18 protein-coding genes and 2 pseudogenes are annotated in these 20,064 nt (G+C 51.6%); 17 read left to right on the top strand and 3 right to left on the bottom strand.

Going from position 1 to position 20,064, the window contains the following annotated elements:
* The first annotated feature begins 121 nt into the window (after positions 1–121).
* The 6 genes and pseudogenes from DCC82_RS01430 to DCC82_RS01405 form a co-directional block, all read left to right on the top strand.
* Positions 122–1,309 carry an IS701 family transposase gene (locus DCC82_RS01430; protein ID WP_012748853.1) on the top strand — a complete coding sequence of 396 codons (1,188 nt, stop codon included), beginning with the start codon at positions 122–124 and terminating at the stop codon, positions 1,307–1,309.
* A gap of 253 nt (positions 1,310–1,562) precedes the next feature.
* Positions 1,563–2,858 carry a dihydrolipoamide acetyltransferase family protein gene (locus DCC82_RS01425; RefSeq protein ID WP_097353905.1) on the top strand — a complete coding sequence of 432 codons (1,296 nt, stop codon included), beginning with the start codon at positions 1,563–1,565 and terminating at the stop codon, positions 2,856–2,858.
* Between the two features lie 100 nt (positions 2,859–2,958).
* Positions 2,959–4,038: a pyruvate dehydrogenase (acetyl-transferring) E1 component subunit alpha gene (gene pdhA, locus DCC82_RS01420; RefSeq protein ID WP_015375935.1), complete on the top strand. Its 1,080-nt coding sequence runs from the start codon at positions 2,959–2,961 to the stop codon at positions 4,036–4,038.
* The gene (locus DCC82_RS01415; protein ID WP_097353904.1) at positions 4,039–5,016 is read left to right on the top strand and encodes an alpha-ketoacid dehydrogenase subunit beta; all 978 of its coding nucleotides are present in this window, start codon (positions 4,039–4,041) and stop codon (positions 5,014–5,016) included.
* 109 nt (positions 5,017–5,125) lie between these two features.
* Positions 5,126–6,493, top strand: a complete 1,368-nt coding sequence (locus tag DCC82_RS01410) for an FAD-binding oxidoreductase (RefSeq protein ID WP_097353903.1) — start codon at positions 5,126–5,128, stop codon at positions 6,491–6,493.
* A 373-nt stretch (positions 6,494–6,866) separates the two neighbouring features.
* Positions 6,867–7,028, top strand: a pseudogene (locus tag DCC82_RS01405) (family 1 glycosylhydrolase); the annotation flags it as partial.
* Between the two features lie 43 nt (positions 7,029–7,071).
* Here the strand turns inward: DCC82_RS01405 and DCC82_RS01400 are convergent.
* On the bottom strand, positions 7,072–7,827 hold the full coding sequence (locus DCC82_RS01400) for a MurR/RpiR family transcriptional regulator (protein ID WP_097353902.1): 756 nt from the start codon (positions 7,825–7,827) through the stop codon (positions 7,072–7,074).
* A gap of 124 nt (positions 7,828–7,951) precedes the next feature.
* Between DCC82_RS01400 and DCC82_RS01395 the strand changes: the two genes are divergently transcribed.
* From DCC82_RS01395 to DCC82_RS01355, 10 genes and pseudogenes are all read left to right on the top strand, one after another.
* Entirely contained in the window at positions 7,952–9,298 is a 1,347-nt protein-coding gene (locus tag DCC82_RS01395) for a 6-phospho-beta-glucosidase (RefSeq protein WP_097353901.1), read from the top strand.
* Positions 9,299–9,747: 449 nt separating this feature from the next.
* Complete coding sequence (locus DCC82_RS01385; RefSeq protein WP_097353900.1) at positions 9,748–10,602, top strand: Rpn family recombination-promoting nuclease/putative transposase; 855 nt, start codon at positions 9,748–9,750, stop codon at positions 10,600–10,602.
* A 3-nt stretch (positions 10,603–10,605) separates the two neighbouring features.
* On the top strand, positions 10,606–11,022 hold the full coding sequence (locus DCC82_RS17570) for a PDDEXK family nuclease (RefSeq protein WP_199222360.1): 417 nt from the start codon (positions 10,606–10,608) through the stop codon (positions 11,020–11,022).
* A gap of 45 nt (positions 11,023–11,067) precedes the next feature.
* Positions 11,068–11,520 (top strand): annotated as a pseudogene (locus tag DCC82_RS01380) (type 2 periplasmic-binding domain-containing protein); the annotation flags it as partial.
* Positions 11,521–11,576: 56 nt separating this feature from the next.
* The gene (locus DCC82_RS01375; RefSeq protein WP_187252164.1) at positions 11,577–12,554 is read left to right on the top strand and encodes a carbohydrate ABC transporter permease; all 978 of its coding nucleotides are present in this window, start codon (positions 11,577–11,579) and stop codon (positions 12,552–12,554) included.
* Complete coding sequence (locus DCC82_RS01370) at positions 12,554–13,375, top strand: carbohydrate ABC transporter permease (RefSeq protein WP_033008213.1); 822 nt, start codon at positions 12,554–12,556, stop codon at positions 13,373–13,375. The genes DCC82_RS01375 and DCC82_RS01370 overlap by 1 nt, the downstream gene beginning before the upstream one ends.
* Before the next feature lie 162 nt (positions 13,376–13,537).
* Positions 13,538–14,413 (top strand): ROK family protein, encoded by an 876-nt coding sequence (locus DCC82_RS01365; protein ID WP_097353899.1) that lies wholly within the window; start codon positions 13,538–13,540, stop codon positions 14,411–14,413.
* Between the two features lie 203 nt (positions 14,414–14,616).
* Positions 14,617–14,760: a hypothetical protein gene (locus DCC82_RS17565; protein WP_015865188.1), complete on the top strand. Its 144-nt coding sequence runs from the start codon at positions 14,617–14,619 to the stop codon at positions 14,758–14,760.
* A gap of 12 nt (positions 14,761–14,772) precedes the next feature.
* Complete coding sequence (locus DCC82_RS01360) at positions 14,773–15,705, top strand: TetR/AcrR family transcriptional regulator (RefSeq protein ID WP_097353898.1); 933 nt, start codon at positions 14,773–14,775, stop codon at positions 15,703–15,705.
* Positions 15,693–17,318, top strand: a complete 1,626-nt coding sequence (locus tag DCC82_RS01355) for an MDR family MFS transporter (RefSeq protein ID WP_097353897.1) — start codon at positions 15,693–15,695, stop codon at positions 17,316–17,318. Before DCC82_RS01360 ends, DCC82_RS01355 begins: the two co-directional genes overlap by 13 nt.
* Positions 17,319–17,448: 130 nt before the next feature.
* Here the strand turns inward: DCC82_RS01355 and DCC82_RS01350 are convergent, their stop codons facing one another.
* Both DCC82_RS01350 and adh read right to left on the bottom strand, forming a co-directional pair.
* Complete coding sequence (locus DCC82_RS01350) at positions 17,449–17,787, bottom strand: DUF779 domain-containing protein (RefSeq protein WP_033008378.1); 339 nt, start codon at positions 17,785–17,787, stop codon at positions 17,449–17,451.
* 71 nt (positions 17,788–17,858) lie between these two features.
* Positions 17,859–19,379 (bottom strand): aldehyde dehydrogenase, encoded by a 1,521-nt coding sequence (gene adh, locus DCC82_RS01345; RefSeq protein WP_015865184.1) that lies wholly within the window; start codon positions 19,377–19,379, stop codon positions 17,859–17,861.
* 170 nt (positions 19,380–19,549) lie between these two features.
* Here adh and DCC82_RS17890 point away from each other — a divergent pair.
* Positions 19,550–20,064: transposase family protein (locus tag DCC82_RS17890; protein ID WP_483299654.1), on the top strand; the 515-nt coding region annotated here is incomplete at its 3' end.

Here is a 20,064-nt window from a genome sequence, read left to right as displayed (position 1 = left end):
CTGTAGATGAGCAAATTCACTGACATAAATTGACAACTAAACAAAAAAGGAGACATGAACCGGACTCCTTGGGTAAAATAGATGTGTTCAAAACCCATTCACACAAGGAGGTTCATGTCTCATGAATAGATTAGCACATCACCAAGGAATCCACAAGTTTTTCTTCACGCTGGGGTTGACGCTGCAGCTTTCCAAACCGGTCATCAAGCATCTCATTCATATTGTCGATGCCTTGACCACCAAGGGATTCTCGGGAACATTGACTGATATTCATTACTGGAGCTTTCATCCGAATCATCGAACGACGCTCAGTCACTTTTTCACGAAAAGCCCTTGGAACGAGGAAAGGCTGCTTGGGAAGCTTCAAGAGTGGATCCTTTCCCAGGTCGAACGACTGGCCAAACGGAAGAATCAACCCCTTTTTGTTTCGATTGATGATACGATTTGCCAAAAAACAAAGCCTTCGTCACGGGCTGTGCACGCCATTCAAGGGTGCGACTGGCACTACTCGCATAAAGATCATCAATCGGTCTGGGGGCATTCGCTCGTTTGGCTGATGGTGCACACCTTCACGCAGGCGTTCCCATTTGCGTTCCGCCTGTATGACAAGAAAGCGGGAAAAAGCAAGATCGACCTGGCGATCGAGATGCTTTCCTCGCTCAAGGTGAAGCGGGCTCAGCCGGTGTATGTGCTCATGGATTCGTGGTATCCGTCCAAAAAGCTCATCGAAGCCTGTCTGAAACAGGGATTCCATGTCATCGCGATGCTCAAGACGAACCGGATTCTCTACCCGAAAGGCATCGCCATCCAAGCCAAGCAGTTTGCCCGCTATATCGAGTCCAAAGACACCCGCCTCGTCACGGTGGGGCAGGAGCGTTATCGCGTGTATCGCTATGAGGGGGCCATCCATGGCCTCGATGACGCGGTGGTGCTGCTGGCTTGGAAGGCGGATCAGCCGATGGCGCCGGAACATCTTCATTGCATCTTGAGCACCGACCGGGAACTCGGGGACGAAGACATCTTGCGTTACTACGCCCAGCGCTGGACGATCGAGTGCTTTTTCCGGCAGGCGAAAGATCAACTGAAGCTGGATGGATACCGCGTTCGCCACATTCGGGCGGTGAAACGGTATTGGGCGGTGGTGCTGTTGGCCTGCGTGTACAGCATCGCCGAATCCCGACAAAACCTCTCCACCGGGCTGGAGCTTCTTCGGTCGCGGAAAGACCACAGCGTCGTCGAGTTCATTTATGACGCTGCAAAGCAAGATATTCCCATTGATGTGATCAAAAAACAGCTCCGTATCGCGTAAGGGGTACCCTGTTTGTCTCTCTAACCATGGAAATTATTGTAATGAAAAATGCTCATCTACAGTACTATCATAAAGTTTGTAGGTTAGAAAATTCCGAATATTAATTGGGTGCTTTGGTAGAAAAAACGATTCTCACCGCATCTATTGTAAGCGCTTAACTGTTGTGTTTCCTCATGATTTCCACACCATCGATGCTGCACCATTGTGTTTGTTTCCAATCGCAACATGAGAAGGAGAGGAAGGGGATATCGCTATGATCTATGAATTTAAGTTGCCTGATATTGGCGAAGGGCTGCATGAAGCGGAAATCATCCGCTGGCTTGTCCGGGAAGGGGATATGGTCAAGGCGGATCAGCCGATTGCCGAAATTCAAACGGATAAGGCGATGGTGGAAATGACGACGCCGGTCGCTGGCAAAGTGGTGGCGCTTGCCGGGCCGGAAGGGGCGACGGTGAAGGTTGGAGAGCCGTTGATTGTCGTGGAAACCGAGGCGGCGGTGGCGGGGGAAGCCGCGCCCATCGAAGATTCGGTTCGGGAGCCCGTGCCTGTTCTGCATGGAGAAACGCCTCGTCCTGCGCGCAAACGGGCGATTGCCGCGCCGTCTGTGCGCAAGCGGGCGCGGGAGTTGGGCGTTCCGATCGATGAAGTGGAAGGAACGGGCGAAGGCGGTCGGGTGACGCTCGCCGACTTGGAGCGATATGTCCGCGAGCGGGAAGCAGCCGTGGCGGTGGCAGAGCTACGTGAAAGGAGCGGGGCCGCGGTTTTGCCAGTTGGGGGCACGGCGATAGAGCAAAAGGCGGACAAAGCTGCATGGACGTCCATCGCCAGCACGGAGCTTGTGGTTCCAGAAGAAGAGCGCATCCCGCTTCGCGGCTTGCGCAAAAAAATCGCCGAAAAAATGGTGAAATCGGCGTACACGGCGCCGCATGTGACCGGGATGGACGAGGTGGACGTGACGAAGCTCGTCGAGATCCGCAAAAACTTGGCCAGCGAGCTGGCCAAGGAGCAGATCAAGCTGACGTATTTGCCGTTTATTATTAAAGCGGTGACAAGGGCGCTGAAGCAATATCCGATGTTTAATGCGGTGCTGGATGAGGAAACGAACGAAATCGTGTTGAAGAAACGGTATCACATCGGCATCGCGACGGCGACGAAAGCCGGTCTCGTCGTCCCCGTCATCCGTGACGCCGATCAAAAATCGATCCGCGAGCTCACCGTTGAGATCGCCGAGCTGTCGGAAAAAGCGCACCGCCAGGCGCTTCGCCTTGACGAGCTGCAAGGAAGCACGTTTACGATCACGAGCACCGGCGCGGGCGGAGGGTGGTTTGCGACGCCGATCATCAACTATCCGGAAGTGGCGATTTTCGGAGCGCATGCGATCAAACGGCGCCCGGTTGTCGTCGGCGACGAAATTGTCATCCGCGATATGATGGGAATGTCGCTCACCTTTGACCACCGCGTCATTGACGGCGAGCCGGCCGGGCGGTTTATGCGGACGGTGGCGCACTATTTGGAAAATCCGGAAGTGTTGCTCTTGGACGTGCGGTAGGCGGCGCTCGGTTAGGAGGACATGTCTTCGTGCTGGAAGAGAGCGAGCGCCAAAGAGAAGCAGCTGGGCCGTGATGAAAAAATGATGAGGAGGGAAGCCCATGTTTGATCCGGACCAATTGTCGGTCGAGGTCGTGCAAATTTTGGACGAAAACGGAAACGGCGACGAGAGGCAGCTGGCGGCGTTTTCCGATGAATGGCTGCTTCGCGCCTATCGGGAAATGCGGCGGGCGCGCGTCATTGATGAGCGGCTGTTGCGCATGCAGCGGCAGGGGCGGATCGGGACGTATGCCCCGTTCAGCGGCCAAGAGGCGGCGCAAATCGGCAGCGCCCTTGCGCTTCATAAAGACGATTGGATTTTCCCGAGCTACCGCGAAGTGGCGGTATGCTTGATGCATGGCATGCCGCTTGAGCAGTTTTTCCATTACGTGCAGGGCCGCTTGTCAGGGAAACGGATGCCGGAGGGAGTGAACATTTTCCCGACGCAAATCATCATCGCTGCTCAGACGCTTCATGCGGTCGGCTGCGCGTGGGCGTCGAAATTGAAGGGCGAACCGCACGTATCGGTGGCGTATTTCGGCGACGGGGCGACGTCAGAGGGCGATTTTCATGAAGCGATGAATTTTGCCGCGGTGTACAACGTGCCGGTCATCTTTTTCTGCCAAAACAACCAATACGCCATCAGCGTCCCGTACCGGAAACAGACGGCCAGCCGGACGATCGCGCAAAAAGCGCTCGCTTACGGAATGAAAGGGGTGCTCGTTGACGGCAATGACGTGCTGGCGGTGTACGAAACGATGAAGCAGGCCGTCGAAGCCGCTCGCCGCGGCGAGGGGCCGATGTTGATCGAGGCGCTCACCTATCGGCTCGGGCCGCACACGACGGCGGATGACCCGACGAAATACCGCCGGCCGGAAGAAGTCGAGACATGGCGGGCGAAAGATCCGCTCCGCCGTCTGCGCCTGCTTTTGGAACGGCGCGGATTATGGACGGAAGCGCAGGAAGACGCGCTTGTCGCCCAAGTGAATGATGAAGTGACCGCGGCGTACGAGGCGGCCATCGCCAGCAAGTCCGGTTCGATTGTCGATGCATTCGATTGTGTGTACAGCGAGGCGCCCAAATTGCTGGCCGAGCAAAAAGACGAAGTGATGCGGCGCAAACAACGGAGCGGGGTGAGATAAATGGCGGAATTGACGATGATTGAAGCGATCAATGAAGCGATGCGCCAAGAGATGGAGCGCGATCCGCGCATCATCGTGCTGGGCGAGGATGTCGGCGAAAACGGCGGCGTCTTCCGGGCGACGGACGGGCTGCTTGCGCAGTTTGGCGAGGGGCGCGTGTTTGATACGCCGCTTGCGGAATCGGGCATTATCGGCACGTCTATTGGACTGGCGATCAACGGCATGCGCCCGATTGCCGAAATTCAGTTTCTCGGGTTTGTGTACCAGGCGATGGACCAGCTGGCGGCCCAGGCGGCGCGCATCCGCTTCCGCTCGGCCGGACGGTTTTCGTGCCCGATCGTCGTGCGCAGCCCGTACGGCGGCGGGGTGCGGACGCCGGAATTGCACTCCGATGCGTTGGAGGCGCTGTTTACCCATTCGCCGGGCTTAAAAGTCGTCATGCCGTCCAATCCGTACGATGCGAAAGGGCTATTGATTTCCGCCATTCGCGATGAAGACCCGGTTCTGTTTCTGGAGCCGATGAAGCTGTATCGGGCGTTTCGCATGGAAGTGCCCGAAGAGCCGTACACGATTCCGCTCGGCCAAGCACGGGTTGTGAAAGAAGGAGACGATGTGACGATCATTGCTTGGGGGGCGACCGTGCCGCTTGCCGCCAAAGTCGCCGCCGAGATGGGAGCGAAAGGGGTCAGCGCGGAAGTGATCGACCTTCGCTGCCTGCAGCCGCTTGATATCGACACCATCATCACTTCGGTGGAAAAAACAGGACGGGTGATGATCGTCCATGAAGCAGTGAAAACAGGCGGGTTTGGCGCGGAAGTGGCGGCCTTGATCAGCGAGCGGGCGCTCTTTTCTCTATCAGCTCCAATCGTGCGTATCGCCGGCTACGACACGCCGTATCCGGTGCCGTCGGTGGAGGATGATTGGCTGCCGAACGCCGAGCGGATTGCGGAAGGAATTGAAACGTTGCTCCGTTACTAAACGAACCATGCCATCCGGGTCGATCGATCCACCATCAGAGTGCGTCAAGAGAAAAGGCGGCGCATCGATGGGTGGCGCCGCTTGATCCGATCGGGTGAGGAGGAGAACGATGAACGTATACGAATCACTGCTGGAATTGATCGGCGACCGCGAGCGGGTGAGCATCAATGAAACGGTGCTCGAACACCACAGCAAAGGCATCGCCTACCATGCGCCGCATGCGCCAGATGTCGTCGTGTTTCCGAAAACGGCGGCGGAAGTGGGCCGGGTGATGGCGTTTGCCAACGAGCATCGCATTCCGGTCACACCGTTTGGCGCCGGCACGAGCTTGGAAGGGCATGTCATTCCAGTTGCGGGCGGCATCAGTTTGGATTTGACGTTGATGAATAACATCATCGACATTCGCCCGGACGATTTTCTCGCCATCGTCGAGCCGGGAGTGACGCGGTTGCAACTGAATGAGGCACTGAAGCGATATGGGTTGTTTTTCCCGGTCGATCCGGGGGCCGACGCGACGATCGGCGGCATGGCGGCGACGAACGCGAGCGGCACGAACTGCGTGAAATACGGCGTCATGCGCGATCAAGTGCTCGGATTAGAGGTGGTGCTCGCGGACGGTTCAGTCATTCAGACGGGAAGTTTGGCGGTGAAATCGTCGGCCGGCTATGACTTGACCGGCTTGTTCGTCGGATCGGAAGGGACGCTCGGCGTCTTCACCCGCCTTATTGTCCGCCTGCACGGCATTCCGGAGGCGACAACGGCCATCAAAGTGTGCTTTCCGTCGCTTGAGGCGGTAGCGCAAGCGGCGTTTGCCGTGCTGAAAGCGGGCGTCGGCCCCGGCAAAATCGAGCTCGTGGACGAGGCGACGATCGCCGCGGTCAATGCGTACAAAAAAACCGATTACCCGGTGAAACCGACGCTGTTTATTGAACTGAGCGGCAGCCCGTCAAGCGTCGAGGACGGAACAAAGCTTGTCAACGAATTGTGCGAAGGGGAGGGCGCCGTTTCGTTTGTGGTCGAGACCGACTCGCTCGCCCGCGCGAAGCTGTGGGAAGCGCGCCACCATGCGGCGTTTGCCATTCAAGCCGCCTATCCAGGCAAGGCGATGCTCTCCACCGACGTGTGCGTGCCGCTGTCCGAACTGCCCGGCGCCATCGCCGATACGCGTCGGCTTGTTGATGAGCAGAACATGACCGCCGCCATTTTCGGTCATGTCGGCGATGGCAACTACCATACCGTGCTTGCCTTTGATCCGAATGACGCCGAGGAGATGGCGCGGATCGAACGCGTGCACGCCCATATCGTCCGCTATGCCTTATCGCGCGGCGGCACATGCACGGGAGAGCACGGCATCGGCATTGGCAAACGGACGTTTTTGCGCGAGGAAAAAGGCGACGCCGTCGTTTGGATGAAACGGTTGAAACAGCTGTTTGACCCGAACGGCATTCTCAATCCGGGGAAAATCTTTTTGCCGTAACGCTTCATCTGTATGGCGGCTCGATGGATTAGGTTGAATATTTCTCCCAAACATAAATGGGCTGAAGACGGGCCTTTATGGGGAAAAGGGTGCTCTCAATGGAACGGAGCACCTTTTTCTTCTTGTGTTTTTCTACAAGGATGGAGAGTGCCGTTGCTCGCATTTCATGAAACGTCCTCACGGTTGCTTTTTGCATACTGCGCGCTTGCTTTTCTTATCCTTTTTGTAACAGCTTGTTACTCCGAAGAAACAATTGTTTTTCACGTTCGTCTCGTTACAAAAAGCCGCCGCGCCCTTTACTTTTTTCGCCAAACACGGTTTATTGGTGATAGAATGATTCATCGACGTTGTTGCGAGAAAGGAGACGATCTGAATGGAGCATCGCCATCTGAAACCGTTTCCGCCCGGGTTTTTATGGGGTGCAGCATCAGCTGCGTATCAAGTCGAAGGGGCGTGGAACGAAGATGGAAAAGGATTATCGGTATGGGATGTGTTTGCCAAACAGCCGGGCCGAACGTTTAAGGGAACAAATGGTATCAGCGTGTGATTGAGACGAACGGTGCCGAGCTGTAGCCTTGTCACCGCCCGCTCGGCCCGCGGTCAGTCTGCGCCGGCAGCAACCGGTACATTTCCTTCGCGAGCCGCTCAAGCAAATAAACGACCGGCAGTTGTGTTGTCACATCCGTCTGTCCCATCCGCTCGGCGGTGGCATAATACGTCAAGTTGTAGTCCGAGATGCTCGCGAGTGTGCAATGTTTCCGGTTGGTGATGCTGATGATCGTGCTGCCGTTTTCCTTGAACCGGTGCACTTGGGCGAGCGTATATGACGTCTCTCCAGACACCGACAAGGCGATCACGGCGCAGTTGTGGAAATAATGGCCGTAAATCGGAAAAAACGGGTCCTTGATGTAGACGGAAAACTTTTGAAAGGCAGAAAAATAGCGCGATCCGTATTCAGCCAAAATGCCGGAGCTGCCGGAGCCGACAAAAATCACGTGATCCGCCCGGGCGATCGCGGCTGCCGCATCCAGAATGGTCCGCTCGTAATCGGCGGTCAGCGTCCGTTCGAAAAATTCCTTAAGCGCCTCTTGACTGCTGATGATCGCGGTTCGCTTTGTCTCGCGCAAATACAGCTTCCATTTCGTTTTAAATTCACTGAACCCTTCGCATCCGACCTTTTTGCAAAAGCGGAGCACGGTCGGCGGCGAGACATGGACGGCCTCGGCGAGCTCGCGAATGCGCATGTACGCGACTTCATGAGGATGTTTCATCACATAGTCGTAAATGGCGTAGTCGAGCTCGGAGAACTGGGCGATTTGTTCAGGAGTGAACATCGGGACACCTCGCTTTCATGGGACGGAACGTGCGATAGCTGGGAAAGGATGGCGCTTCCAAGCCCACTGGTTGATTCCTACATTGATTATACCATGCCCAACAGGGCGAAAGGGGAAGAGGAGTATGGATAAACGATTGAAAATGGCGACGATCGGCGGCGGGTCGAGCTACACGCCGGAATTGGTCGAAGGGTTGATCAAGCGTTATCATGAATTGCCGGTCGGGGAATTGTGGCTTGTCGATATTCCGGAAGGCAAAGAAAAACTCGAAATCGTTGGCGCACTGGCCAAACGGATGGTCGAAAAAGCCGGTGTGCCCATTGAGATTCATTTGACACTAGACCGCCGCCGGGCCTTGGAAGGAGCAGACTTTGTTACGACGCAATTTCGTGTCGGCGGCCTAGAGGCACGGGCGAAAGACGAGCGCATCCCGCTCAAATACGGGGTGATCGGCCAGGAGACAAACGGCCCGGGCGGATTGTTTAAGGGATTGCGGACGATTCCGGTCATTTTGGACATCATTCGCGATATGGAAGAGCTTTGCCCTGATGCATGGCTGATCAACTTCACGAACCCGGCTGGGATGGTGACAGAAGCCGTTTTGCGCTACACGAAACAGGAAAAAGTGGTCGGGTTGTGCAACGTGCCGATTGGCATGCGCATGGGCGTCGCCAAGCTGCTTGGCGTTGATGCCGACCGCGTGCACATTGATTTTGCCGGCTTGAACCATATGGTGTTTGGCTTGCACGTCTATCTGGACGGCGTCGAGGTGACCGAAAAGGTGATTGATCTCGTCGCCCATCCAGACCGCTCCGGTGTGACGATGAAAAATATCGTCGACCTTGGCTGGGAGCCGGATTTCCTAAAAGGGCTGAAAGTGCTGCCATGCCCGTACCACCGGTATTACTACCAAACAGACAAAATGCTCGCCGAGGAACTGGAAGCGGCGAAAACGAAAGGAACCCGCGCCGAAGTCGTCCAACAGCTCGAAAAAGAGCTGTTCGAGCTGTACAAAGACCCGAACTTGGCCATCAAGCCGCCGCAGCTCGAACAGCGCGGCGGGGCGTACTACAGCGACGCCGCCTGTAGCTTGATCAGCTCCATCTACAACGACAAGCGCGACATTCAGCCGGTCAACACGAGAAACAACGGCGCCATTGCCAGCATTCCGCCAGAATCAGCCGTTGAGGTCAACTGTGTCATCACAAAAGATGGGCCGAAACCGATCGCCGTCGGCGACTTGCCGGTCGCGGTGCGCGGGCTCGTCCAGCAAATCAAGTCGTTCGAGCGCGTCGCAGCCGAAGCGGCGGTCACCGGCGACTACCAAACGGCGCTCGTCGCCATGACGATCAATCCGCTTGTGCCGTCTGACACCATCGCCAAACAAATGTTGGACGAAATGCTTGAAGCGCATAAAGAACATTTGCCGCAGTTTTTTAACTTCCCTCCGAAAGAAGTCTCCTACTTCTAAACGTGAAGGTGCGCCAGCACCAGTGAAAGTGGGAGATGAATTTCGGTTGGCGTTAGCCAACGAATATGATAGAATATAGCTAGAACGGACACCTTCGGAACGAAGGGAAGCGTAAAGGGTTCTTGTGTGTGGCTTACCGTTCAGCGAACACACACAAGTCGCTTGAAGCCCCCACCTCTAAGCGAAGCGTAGGTGGTGGGTAGTTCACACAGGCCAAAACAGTAGCTGGAAACTAAATCGTTTGGAAAAGCGATTGACAAAGCCGCCTGTCGCCGGGGCGGCTTTGTCATTTCATCGTGAAAAGCCGCACAACACAAGGGCTTTCTTCCCGTTCACGTTCCCCTTATTTTAGACAAAATCAATGCTTTTCACCAGCCTTTTCGGCAGGATTTTGCCTAAGGCGCGGCGAAGAAAATAAAGGAAGTTCAAATATCACAAGGAGGGAGACCGTGTCCGAAACGCGAATCGACCATGATCGGCTGTTTAAGGAGTTGTTGTCGACGTTTTTTGAAGAGTTTTTGCTTCTGTTTTTCCCGCATGTGTATGAACAAGTCGACTTCCGCCACATCTCCTTTTTGTCCGAAGAGGTGTTTACGGATGTGGCAGCCGGCGAAAAGCACCGTGTGGATCTATTGGTGGAAACAAAATTGAAAGGGGAAGATGGGCTGATCATCGTCCATATCGAACACCAAAGTTACACGCAGCCGACGTTTCCCGAGCGCATGTTCCTTTATGTCAGCCGTTTGTTTCAAAAATACCGCCGTCGCATTCTTCCCATTGCCATCTTCAGCTACGACGAACACCGCGATGAACCGTCCTCGTTCACCATCCAGTTTTCGTTCCTAACCGTTGTCGATTTCCGCTTTCTTACCGTTGAACTGCGCAAGTTGCCATGGCGCGAGTACATTCGCCGCGATAACCCGGTCGCCGCCGCCTTGTTAAGCAAAATGGGGTATAATGAAAGTGAAAGAGTGGCCGTGAAAAGAGAATTTTTGCGCATGCTCGTCCGTTTGGAGCTTGATGAAGCGAAACAGCGGCTGTTGTTTGGCTTTTTTGAGACGTATTTGCGGTTGTCCGAACAAGAGGAACTCGAATTGCGAAACGAGGTGAACGAAATGGAAACGAAGGAAGCGAAAAAAGTGACGGATCTCATCGTGTCGTATGAGCAACGGGGGATGGAAAAGGGAATCGAAAAAGGCAAGATGGACATCGCGAAACGGATGTTAGGGAAAGGATATGATGTGCCAACGATTTGTGAGTTGACCGGACTGCCAGTGGAGGCGGTGGAAAAGTTGAAAGAGTAAAAAATGGGGAGACGCCGTTCCAATGCAGCCAATCTGTTTCGGAACGGCGTTTTTTTTTTGCTCGCTCTGCACTTGATGATGGGCATGGCCACCGCCGCATGGCGAATGATGACGGCCAGACTGACCCCTATTTGTATTTCATATAGATGCAATTTGAAGATTGACCATTTGCAGCTTTTATCGACTGTCGGGCGACCGAACAACGCCGCTTCCAGACCCATAGATGGGTCTGTGAAGCAGGTGGTTGTTCGGTCTTCCGTCACGCCTTGGCGTGACGGGGCAAGCCTTTGGCTTGCCTTCGACAGTCGAAAATGGACAAACCGCTTTTCCGTCAAGGATCTGTTCACCTTCTTCGTTGCATCTATATCTATACAAGCTTTTGCTGTCATCGAGAAGCAGCGGAGCTTGACCGGCTCGTGAAAGAACTTGAACTGAAAAGCTTGCAAAGCCAGATCAATCCGCACTTTGATGGGCGACTGGGCCAAAGGCTATTTCGTCAACGACCTAAAATTAAAAGTGAACGAAGATTTCGGCTACGTACCGACACCGAACACCGATGGCAAGTTTATGGTCATCACCGATACGTTCGGCTTGCCAAAAGGCGTGAAAAACCCGGACGATGTGAAGAAGTTTTTAGCGGTGCTTGGTTCAGTCGAGGGGCAAGATGCGTTTAACCCGCTGAAAGGCTCCATCCCGGCTCGCATTGACGCTGATCCGTCCAAGTACGATGAATACGGCAAGCAAACGATGCAAGACTTCAAGACGGCGGAGCTGGCGCCGAGCTTAGCGCACGGTTCGGCAGCGCCGGAAGGGTTTGTCACGAAGGTCAATCAGGCCGTCAACATTTTCGTCACGCAAAAAGATGTGAATTCGTTTACGGACACCCTTGTTTCGGCAGCGGCGGAACTGAAGAAGTAATGAATGGAAAGGGGACGGGAGCCATTCTCTTCCCCTTTTCGTCATCATGAGGAGGGATGATGGTGGAAACGGTCAACGTCACAACGGCGGAGAAGGCAACGGCGGTTCCGACGGTGCGGAAAAAGCGAAAATGGACGGCCGACCATTGGCTGGCCGCCGTGTTTTTGGCGCCGTCTTTCATCTTGATTTTCCTATTTGTGTATGGATTTATCGGCTGGACAGGATATGTTTCGGTCAGCAATTGGAATTCGCTCGTTCCGGATTGGTCGTTCGCTGGATTGAAAAATTACCAGTATTTGTTCCAAGACTTTCGCTTTCAAGCTGATTTGCGCAATACGCTCGTATTTACGGTGTTGTTTATCGCCGTCGTGATTGTGCTCGGCCAACTGCTCGCGATTTTGCTTGACCAAAAGCTTCGTGGGGAATCGCTGTTTCGCAACATTTTCTTTTTCCCGATGGCCTTGTCTTTTGTCGTCACCGGGGTCGTGTGGCAATGGCTGTTCAACCCGTCAACGGGCGTGAACTTGTTCTTAAAACCGCTTGGCTTGGATTCCAAATGGTATACGGATACAACGATTTTGGGCGGATTTCAATGGGGCAAAATCGAATTTGGCGTCCCATTGGCCATGATTGCGGTGGTGGTCGCAGCAGTCTGGCAAATGACCGGTTTTGCCGTCGCCATGTATTTGGCTGGCTTGCGCGCGATTCCGGATGAGGTGCGTGAAGCGGCGCGGATGGACGGGGCGACCGAGTTTCAATTGTATTGGAAAATCGTTTTGCCGCTGTTGCGGCCGATTACGGCCAGTGTCATCATCATTATGGCGCACATTTCACTCAAAATTTTTGATTTGGTTTATGCTATGACCGGACCAGGGGCGAACTTTGTCACCGATGTGCCTGGGGTGTATATGTTTGAAACGACATTCCGCGGCAACTATTATGCGAACGGGGCGGCAATCGCCATTGTGATGCTGCTGTCGGTCGCGATGTTTATCGTTCCGTATCTCGTCTCGAGCCGCAAGGGGGGATCATAATGGCGAAACCACTATGGGCGCGGCCGTTTTTGTATATGCTCGCACTGGCGATGAGCGCATTTTTTCTATTGCCGGTATATGTCATGATCGTGACAAGCTTAAAACCGCTCGATGAAGTGACGTTGGCGGACATGTGGAAGTTGCCGTCAACGGTCGATTGGAGCAGCTATGCGACCGCATTTGAAAAGCTGGCCCCGAACTTTTGGAACTCGATTTTGCTCGTCGTGCCGGCGACGCTGCTGTCCGCGCTGCTGGGGGCGCTCAACGGCTACGTGCTGTCGAAGTGGAAGTTTAAAGGGGCGGACACGTTATTTACGCTCATTTTGTTTGGCATGTTCATTCCATATCAAAGCATCTTAATTCCACTCATTCAGTTTTTGCGTGAAATCGGGCTGTACAACACGATTCCTGGGTTGGTGTTCGTTCATGTCGTCTACGGCATCCCGATTACGACGCTGATGTTTCGCAATTTTTACGCCGCAATACCGGATGAGATGATTGAATCAGCGAAAATCGACGGCGCTGGGTTTGTCCGCATTTTTCGTGATATTATGCTTCCCTTGTCCATCACCGGATTTGTCGTTGTGGCAATCTGGCAGTTTACGAACATTTGGAACGAGTTTTTGTTTGCCGTGACGATTACGACCTCGGACAAACAGCCGATCATGGTCGCACTGCAAAACTTATCCGGCAGCCAAATCGTCCAATGGAACGTGCAAATGGCAGGCGCCTTGCTCGCCGCGCTGCCGACTTTGCTTGTGTACATTTTCCTCGGCAAATACTTCGTCCGCGGCTTGCTCGCGGGGTCGGTGAAGGGGTGAGCCGATCAGCGGTGTAGATCAACAACCCCGGCGGACAATAGAATCGATTTCCCTATGTTTCAAAAAGCCGCTGATCCGCGGCTTTTTGCCATTGATGTCCTCTCCCTTTTTCCAGTAAAATAGATACAACAAAAGAGCAGATGAAGAAAGAGAGGCGTACATATGATTTTGGGAGCCATTGAAGCTGGAGGCACGAAATTTGTCTGCGCCGTTGGCGATGAACACGGCAACATCCATGAACGGGCGGTGTTTCCGACGACGACGCCGGAAGAAACGATGCGCCATGTCGTCGATTTTTTTAGCCGATATGAATTAGAGGCGATCGGCATCGGTTCCTTTGGTCCGATTGATTTGCATCCCGATAGTGCGACATATGGCTATATTACAAGCACGCCGAAACAAAAATGGGCAAATTTTAATTTTGTCGGTGAAATGAAACGGCATTTTCAAGTGCCGATCGGATTTGACACGGATGTGAATGCGGCCGCGCTCGGTGAACGGCGCTGGGGTGCCGCAAAAGGGATGCGAAGCTGCATTTATATTACGGTTGGAACCGGAATCGGCGTCGGGGCGATTGTCGAAGGGAACCTGCTCCATGGTCTTATGCATCCGGAAATGGGGCATATTCTCATCCGCCGTCATCCGGAAGACACATTTGCCGGTGTTTGCCCATATCATGGAGATTGTTTAGAAGGAATGGCGTCCGGACCGGCGATTGAAAAGCGCTGGGGGAAAAAAGGAGCGGAGCTGGCTGATCGCTCGGAAGTATGGGAGTTAGAAGCATTTTATTTAGCGCAGGCGATTGCCAACTACATCTTAATTTTATCGCCGGAGAAAGTCATTATCGGCGGCGGTGTCATGAAGCAAAAACAGCTGTTGCCAAAAATCCGCCGCAATGTTCAGGAACTGTTGAATGGGTACATTCAGCAAGAAGCGATTTTGCATGATATCGATCAGTACATTGTGCTTCCAGGTCTTGGCGATAACGCTGGCATCTGCGGGGCGCTTGCCCTCGCCGAACAGGCGCTTGCACAATGATCCACTGACCGCTTGTTCAAACAGGCGGTCTTTTTATATTTTTAGCCAAAATAAAAAAGAAGTAGGGACCTACTTCTTAATTTCTGTGACTGATGGGTCATAATTTATATAGAATCATGTTATAAAATAAGTTGATAAATATATACCGCTGTTTTATAATATTTTTGACTGTCTAGTCATATTATCGTTAGGAGCGAAGTCCAATGAAAAAGGAAACGAATTATCAACGAATTGTTCAATGGCTTCGGCAGCGCGGCGTGCGTGCGGAAATTGCGAAACCTCGCATCTCATTGCCATCGTATCGGCAATGCATCGAGCCAGGTATTTCGAAAAGTTCCTCTTTATAGGAGATGACGGGCATGACAGCAGGCCGGAGAGTGCAATTTATCGAAACAGCGATGAAATTGTTTGCTGAAAAAGGATACCATTCGACATCGATTCAAGATATCGTCGATGCGTGGGGGATTTCGAAAGGAGCGTTTTATCATCACTTTTCGTCAAAAGAAGACTTAATGCTCGCTATCATACGGCACTATTTTGAAAAAATGATGGCAAACATCACCGCCATTTCACAGGATAGCAGTTCAGAAAAAGAGCGGTTTATTCAGCAAATCGCCGCACATTTTGCGAATATGCATGAGCATAAAGACTTTTTGCAAATGATGATGAACGAACAGCTGCCAAAAATTAGCCACGATATTCACCATTATTTATTGAAGCAGTATGCTAACATCTTTTCTTGGTATTGCGACCGTCTCATCGAAGTATATGGAACAGAGGTAGAGCGGTACGTGTTTGATGTGGCGACGATGTTAAACGGCATGATTCGGCAATATATATTTTGTTTCATTTTGCAGGCAAATAAGTTTCATGCCGAAGAATTAGCGCGTTTTCTCGTACGGCGTTTGGATGCGATCATTGCGAGTTTTTCGCATGAAGAATCGCCGATTTTAAACAAAGAAATGTTAAAGCCGTTGATGGAAATAGAAGAAAAAGAACGCCGTGTATTGCGAGAACAGATCAGCGCCCACATTGCCCATATGCAAAAAAAGATTTTATCGTTTTCACTCGATAAAAAAATACAGCACGAACTTCATGACGCGCTTGATGCGTTAGAAGCAGAGTTAATGAATGAAGAGTCGGCACCAAGGAAATATGTGGTGAAAGGAATTTTATTATATATCGAAAATCAACATATTCCGCTATTAGCTGATGATTTAGCATCGTTGACAGAAGTTATCCAACAATATATGACAGCGAATAGATGGGAGAGACGAAAATGGAACAAGTAAATGAGTTTGAAATGCAATCGAACACCGTTCGGCATCGAAAGATATTAATTACTGGCCTTATGATTGCCATGCTTTTTGGAGCATTGGAAGGAACGATCGTCGGAACGGCGATGCCGCGCATCGTTGGAGAGCTTGGAGGATTAAGTTTAATGATATGGCTGACGACCGCTTATATGTTGACATCGACCACGATCGTGCCGATTGCCGGAAAACTTGCGGATTTATTAGGCAGACGAGTCATTTATGTGACAGGACTCGTCATTTTTATGGTTGGCTCCGCTCTTTGCGGCATGGCGGATAATATGACAGAGCTCATTATTTACCGCGGACTGCAAGGAATCGGCGGGGGAATTATGATGCCGATGGCAATGATCGTCATCGGAGATGTGTTTACGGGAAAAGAACGTGCGAAATGGCAAGGGGTTTTCGGTGGATTATACGGCCTTGCCTCCGTCATCGGCCCGCAAGTTGGCGGTTTTATCGTCGACCATTTAAATTGGCGCTGGGTATTTTACATTAATCTTCCTGTCGGGATTTTAGCAACCATTTTTATTGCGATGGGATTGAGCAAATATAAAGCCGAGGGGCCAGTGAAATTTGATCTTGCCGGGATGTTTACGATGGTTGTCGGCGTGGTTAGCCTGCTTTTAGCGTTAACGTTTGGCGGGGATAAGTATGAATGGACATCATGGCAAATCATTGCCTTGTTTGCGGCGGCGCTTGTCTTTTTAACGCTGTTTGTATTTGTAGAGAGGAAAGCGGAAGAACCGATTTTGCCGATGCATTTATTTAAACACCGCACGTTTACCGTATTAAATGGAATTGGCTTTTTAATGAGTGTCGGCATGTTTGGGGCGATTATGTTTGTTCCGTTTTTTATGCAAGGGGTTGTCGGAGTAAGTGCAACCAAATCCGGCACGATCATGACGCCGATGATGATTACGATGATTATCGGAAGCATCGTTGGTGGCCGAACCGTTTATAAAATTGGTGTAAAATCACAGCTATTCATTGGCATGGCCATTATGGCGGCAGGGTTCGGTTTATTAAGCACGATGGATGTGGATACGTCCGAATGGACCGCCACGTTGTATATGATCATTTTAGGGCTTGGAATGGGGTTAGTGATGCCGCTTTTAACGCTCGCTTTGCAAGAGAGTTTTCCAAAGTCTGAGCTTGGTGTCGTCACTTCCTCAAGCCAATTTTTCCGTTCGATCGGCGGGACGTTCGGAATGACGATTTTAGGGGCGATTATGAACCATCGATCGAGCCAGCTGCTTGACGACCGCCTCATGCCAATGCTTCAGTCGCTTCCGGTGCAAGCAAAAGGAATGGTGGACCGGTTTGCCCATATGATTCATGATGATCCGCAAGGGCTTTATTCGATTTTGCTTAGCCCGGAGGCCTTAGAGAAAATACCGCCGCAAATGAGAGAAACATTTGTGCCGATTTTAAAACAGTCGCTCGTGGATTCGCTTCATTCGGTTTTCCTATTTGGACTTATTTTTGTCATTGGTGGAACAGTGCTCGTATTTGGGTTGAAGAATATCAAGCTATCTGATAGACAACAGTTGCAAGAAATGGCCGAAAAGGAAAAACTGCCGCAGAGCTAAACCTCCGCGGCAGTTTCTTTTTGTGGAAGCGATGGGTAACGGTTAGTGGGAGGTTTTTTGCTAAGAAGGAAAATGTGGTGTTGTTGACGGTGTGCTGGTGCGTTTTGTCGCTTTATTTACGAAGCGGTGATCAACTGTCAAACACTTTTGAGCGTGTGTGAAAACGGACGCCTTCTGGACCTTCTAACGAAAACATGCCGCCGCGCCCCGGAACGACGTCGATAATGAGCTGCGTATGTTTCCAATATTCGTATTGCGCTTTCGAAATGTAAAACGGACAGCCGCCGATTTCGCCAAGCAATACATCGGAATCGCCGACGATCAGCTCGCCTTGCGGGTAGCACATCGGTGAACTTCCATCGCAACACCCGCCGGATTGATGAAACATTAACGGTCCGTGTTTTGCTTTTAACTTTTCAATCAGCTCCAAAGCGGCCTCTGTCGCGATTACTTTTGGCTGATTACTCATCGCAATCTCCCTCCTAAAATAAAAAAGATGGATGGCAGGAAAGGCAGCGTGAATGACACGCTGCCTAAAAATTAGAAGAGTCCTAGTTTTTTCGGTGAATAGCTGACAAGCAAGTTTTTCGTTTGTTGATAATGTTCAAGCATCATTTTATGTGTTTCGCGGCCGAATCCGGATTGCTTATAGCCTCCGAATGCTGCGTGTGCAGGATACATGTGGTAGCAGTTTGTCCAGACGCGTCCTGCTTGAATGCCGCGGCCAACGCGATAAGCGGTATTAATGTCGCGCGTCCATACGCCTGCACCTAAGCCATACAATGTGTCATTGGCGATCTCTAATGCTTCGTCCATGTCTTTAAATGTAGTGACTGCAACGACTGGTCCGAAAATTTCTTCTTGGAAAATGCGCATTTTATTGTGGCCTTTAAAGACGGTCGGTTTTACGTAATATCCGTCTTTTAAGTCGCCTTCTAGGATATTCCGTTCTCCGCCGGCAAGCAATTCGGCGCCTTCTTGTTTGCCGATATCAATGTACGATAATATTTTTTCTAATTGTTCCGAAGATGCTTGCGCGCCGATCATCGTTTCCGTATCGAGCGGATTGCCTTGTTTAATTTGTTTTACACGCTCTAACGCGCGCTCCATAAATTTGTCGTAAATGGATTCATGAATGAGAGCGCGGGAAGGGCATGTACATATTTCGCCTTGGTTTAAAGCAAACAACGTAAAGCCTTCGATCGCTTTATCGAAAAATTCATCATCTTTTGCCGCCACGTCTTCGAAGAAGATGTTTGGCGATTTTCCTCCAAGCTCCAATGTGACTGGAATAATGTTTTGCGATGCGTATTGCATGATTAGACGTCCTGTTGTCGTTTCGCCAGTGAAAGCAATTTTAGCGATGCGGCTGCTTGAAGCAAGCGGTTTTCCAGCTTCTACGCCGAATCCGTTCACAACGTTGACAACACCTGGAGGAAGGATGTCTTGAATTAACTCCATTAAAACAAGGATCGATGTCGGTGTTTGCTCTGCAGGTTTTAAGACAACGCAGTTTCCAGCTGCTAACGCTGGAGCGAGTTTCCATGCTGCCATTAAAAGCGGGAAGTTCCAAGGGATGATTTGTCCGACAACACCAAGAGGCTCTTTAAAGTGATAGGCGACCGTATCGTGATCGATTTCGGATAAAGTGCCTTCTTCCGCACGGATGCAGCCGGCGAAATAGCGGAAATGGTCGATCGCAAGCGGAATGTCGGCATTCAACGTTTCGCGAATCGGCTTGCCGTTTTCCCATGTTTCTGCAACGGCGAGCATTTCCAAGTTTTCTTCCATACGGTCAGCAATTTTGTTGAGGATGCGCGCGCGTTCGGCAGGGGAAGTACGGCCCCATGCATCTTTCGCAGCATGAGCAGCGTCCAATGCTAGCTCGATATCCGCTGCTTTGGAGCGCGGCACTTCACAATAAGGTTTTCCAGTGACTGGAGAAATATTTTCAAAATACTCCCCGTCGACAGGAGGGACCCATTTGCCGCCAATGAAGTTTTCATAACGTTTTTTGAACGTGATGAGTGAACCAGGCTGCCCAGGTTGAGCGTAAATCATCCAATATTCCCCCTTTGTATTTTTTTGTATACGCTTACAAGGAAGCGTATGCCATATTATGAAGTGACCTGAATCCGTGACAAAACATCTTTACAATGGTCGCAAACCGTTGATACGATAAGGGAAAACGACGTTGACNGTTGACGATTCTTCATCAAGTAGGTGATATGATGAAAGATTTCCCGATTCGGTTTGTATTGACAGATGAAGCGATTACCCCAAGTGCTGGGCTTGCTCTCGTTGGCTACTTACTCCATCGAACGAAACTGGATAAACGGGTAAACGCACTTCGGCTTCCAACGGTTCGTCGAGAAGTGCACATTTCCCATAGCGATGTCATTCGCTCGATGATTGGCTTGCTTGCCACAGGAAAAACGGATTTCGATCATATCGAAGCGTATCGTCAGGACGATATCTTTTCGGCATCGATGGGGATTCAGCACGTACCTTCCTCTCCAACCTTGCGACAGCGTCTCGATCAGCTCGCTTGTCTTCCGATGACCGAAACCATCATTTGGGAGGAATCGATGCGTCTGTTGGTTCGACAACACGCTACCTTGTCCCCTTGTTGGACGAAAGGGAAAACGACATGGCTTCCCCTTGATATAGATGCTTCCCCATTTGACAACTCCGATACGAAAAAAGAAGGAGTCAGTCGAACGTATAAAGGATTTGACGGTTTTAC

It is taken from the genome of Geobacillus sp. LYN3 (assembly GCF_003064505.1).
Lineage (GTDB): Bacteria > Bacillota > Bacilli > Bacillales > Anoxybacillaceae > Parageobacillus_B > Parageobacillus_B toebii.
The sequence above is the reverse complement of the archived record's forward strand: the minus strand, read 5'-3'. Positions and strand labels throughout refer to the sequence as shown.

Coding starts and splice junctions, on each gene's coding strand:
- DCC82_RS01410 (WP_097353903.1), top strand. CDS start 5,126: ATGAACGTATACGAATCACTGCTGGAATTGATCGGCGACCGCGAGCGG.
- DCC82_RS01415 (WP_097353904.1), top strand. CDS start 4,039: ATGGCGGAATTGACGATGATTGAAGCGATCAATGAAGCGATGCGCCAA.
- DCC82_RS17565 (WP_015865188.1), top strand. CDS start 14,617: ATGAAAAAGGAAACGAATTATCAACGAATTGTTCAATGGCTTCGGCAG.
- adh (WP_015865184.1), bottom strand. CDS start 19,379: ATGATTTACGCTCAACCTGGGCAGCCTGGTTCACTCATCACGTTCAAA.
- DCC82_RS01365 (WP_097353899.1), top strand. CDS start 13,538: ATGATTTTGGGAGCCATTGAAGCTGGAGGCACGAAATTTGTCTGCGCC.
- DCC82_RS01355 (WP_097353897.1), top strand. CDS start 15,693: ATGGAACAAGTAAATGAGTTTGAAATGCAATCGAACACCGTTCGGCAT.
- DCC82_RS01400 (WP_097353902.1), bottom strand. CDS start 7,827: ATGTTCACTCCTGAACAAATCGCCCAGTTCTCCGAGCTCGACTACGCC.
- DCC82_RS01425 (WP_097353905.1), top strand. CDS start 1,563: ATGATCTATGAATTTAAGTTGCCTGATATTGGCGAAGGGCTGCATGAA.
- DCC82_RS01360 (WP_097353898.1), top strand. CDS start 14,773: ATGACAGCAGGCCGGAGAGTGCAATTTATCGAAACAGCGATGAAATTG.
- DCC82_RS01350 (WP_033008378.1), bottom strand. CDS start 17,787: ATGAGTAATCAGCCAAAAGTAATCGCGACAGAGGCCGCTTTGGAGCTG.
- DCC82_RS01430 (WP_012748853.1), top strand. CDS start 122: ATGAATAGATTAGCACATCACCAAGGAATCCACAAGTTTTTCTTCACG.
- DCC82_RS01375 (WP_187252164.1), top strand. CDS start 11,577: ATGATGGTGGAAACGGTCAACGTCACAACGGCGGAGAAGGCAACGGCG.
- pdhA (WP_015375935.1), top strand. CDS start 2,959: ATGTTTGATCCGGACCAATTGTCGGTCGAGGTCGTGCAAATTTTGGAC.
- DCC82_RS17570 (WP_199222360.1), top strand. CDS start 10,606: ATGGGGAGACGCCGTTCCAATGCAGCCAATCTGTTTCGGAACGGCGTT.
- DCC82_RS01395 (WP_097353901.1), top strand. CDS start 7,952: ATGGATAAACGATTGAAAATGGCGACGATCGGCGGCGGGTCGAGCTAC.
- DCC82_RS01370 (WP_033008213.1), top strand. CDS start 12,554: ATGGCGAAACCACTATGGGCGCGGCCGTTTTTGTATATGCTCGCACTG.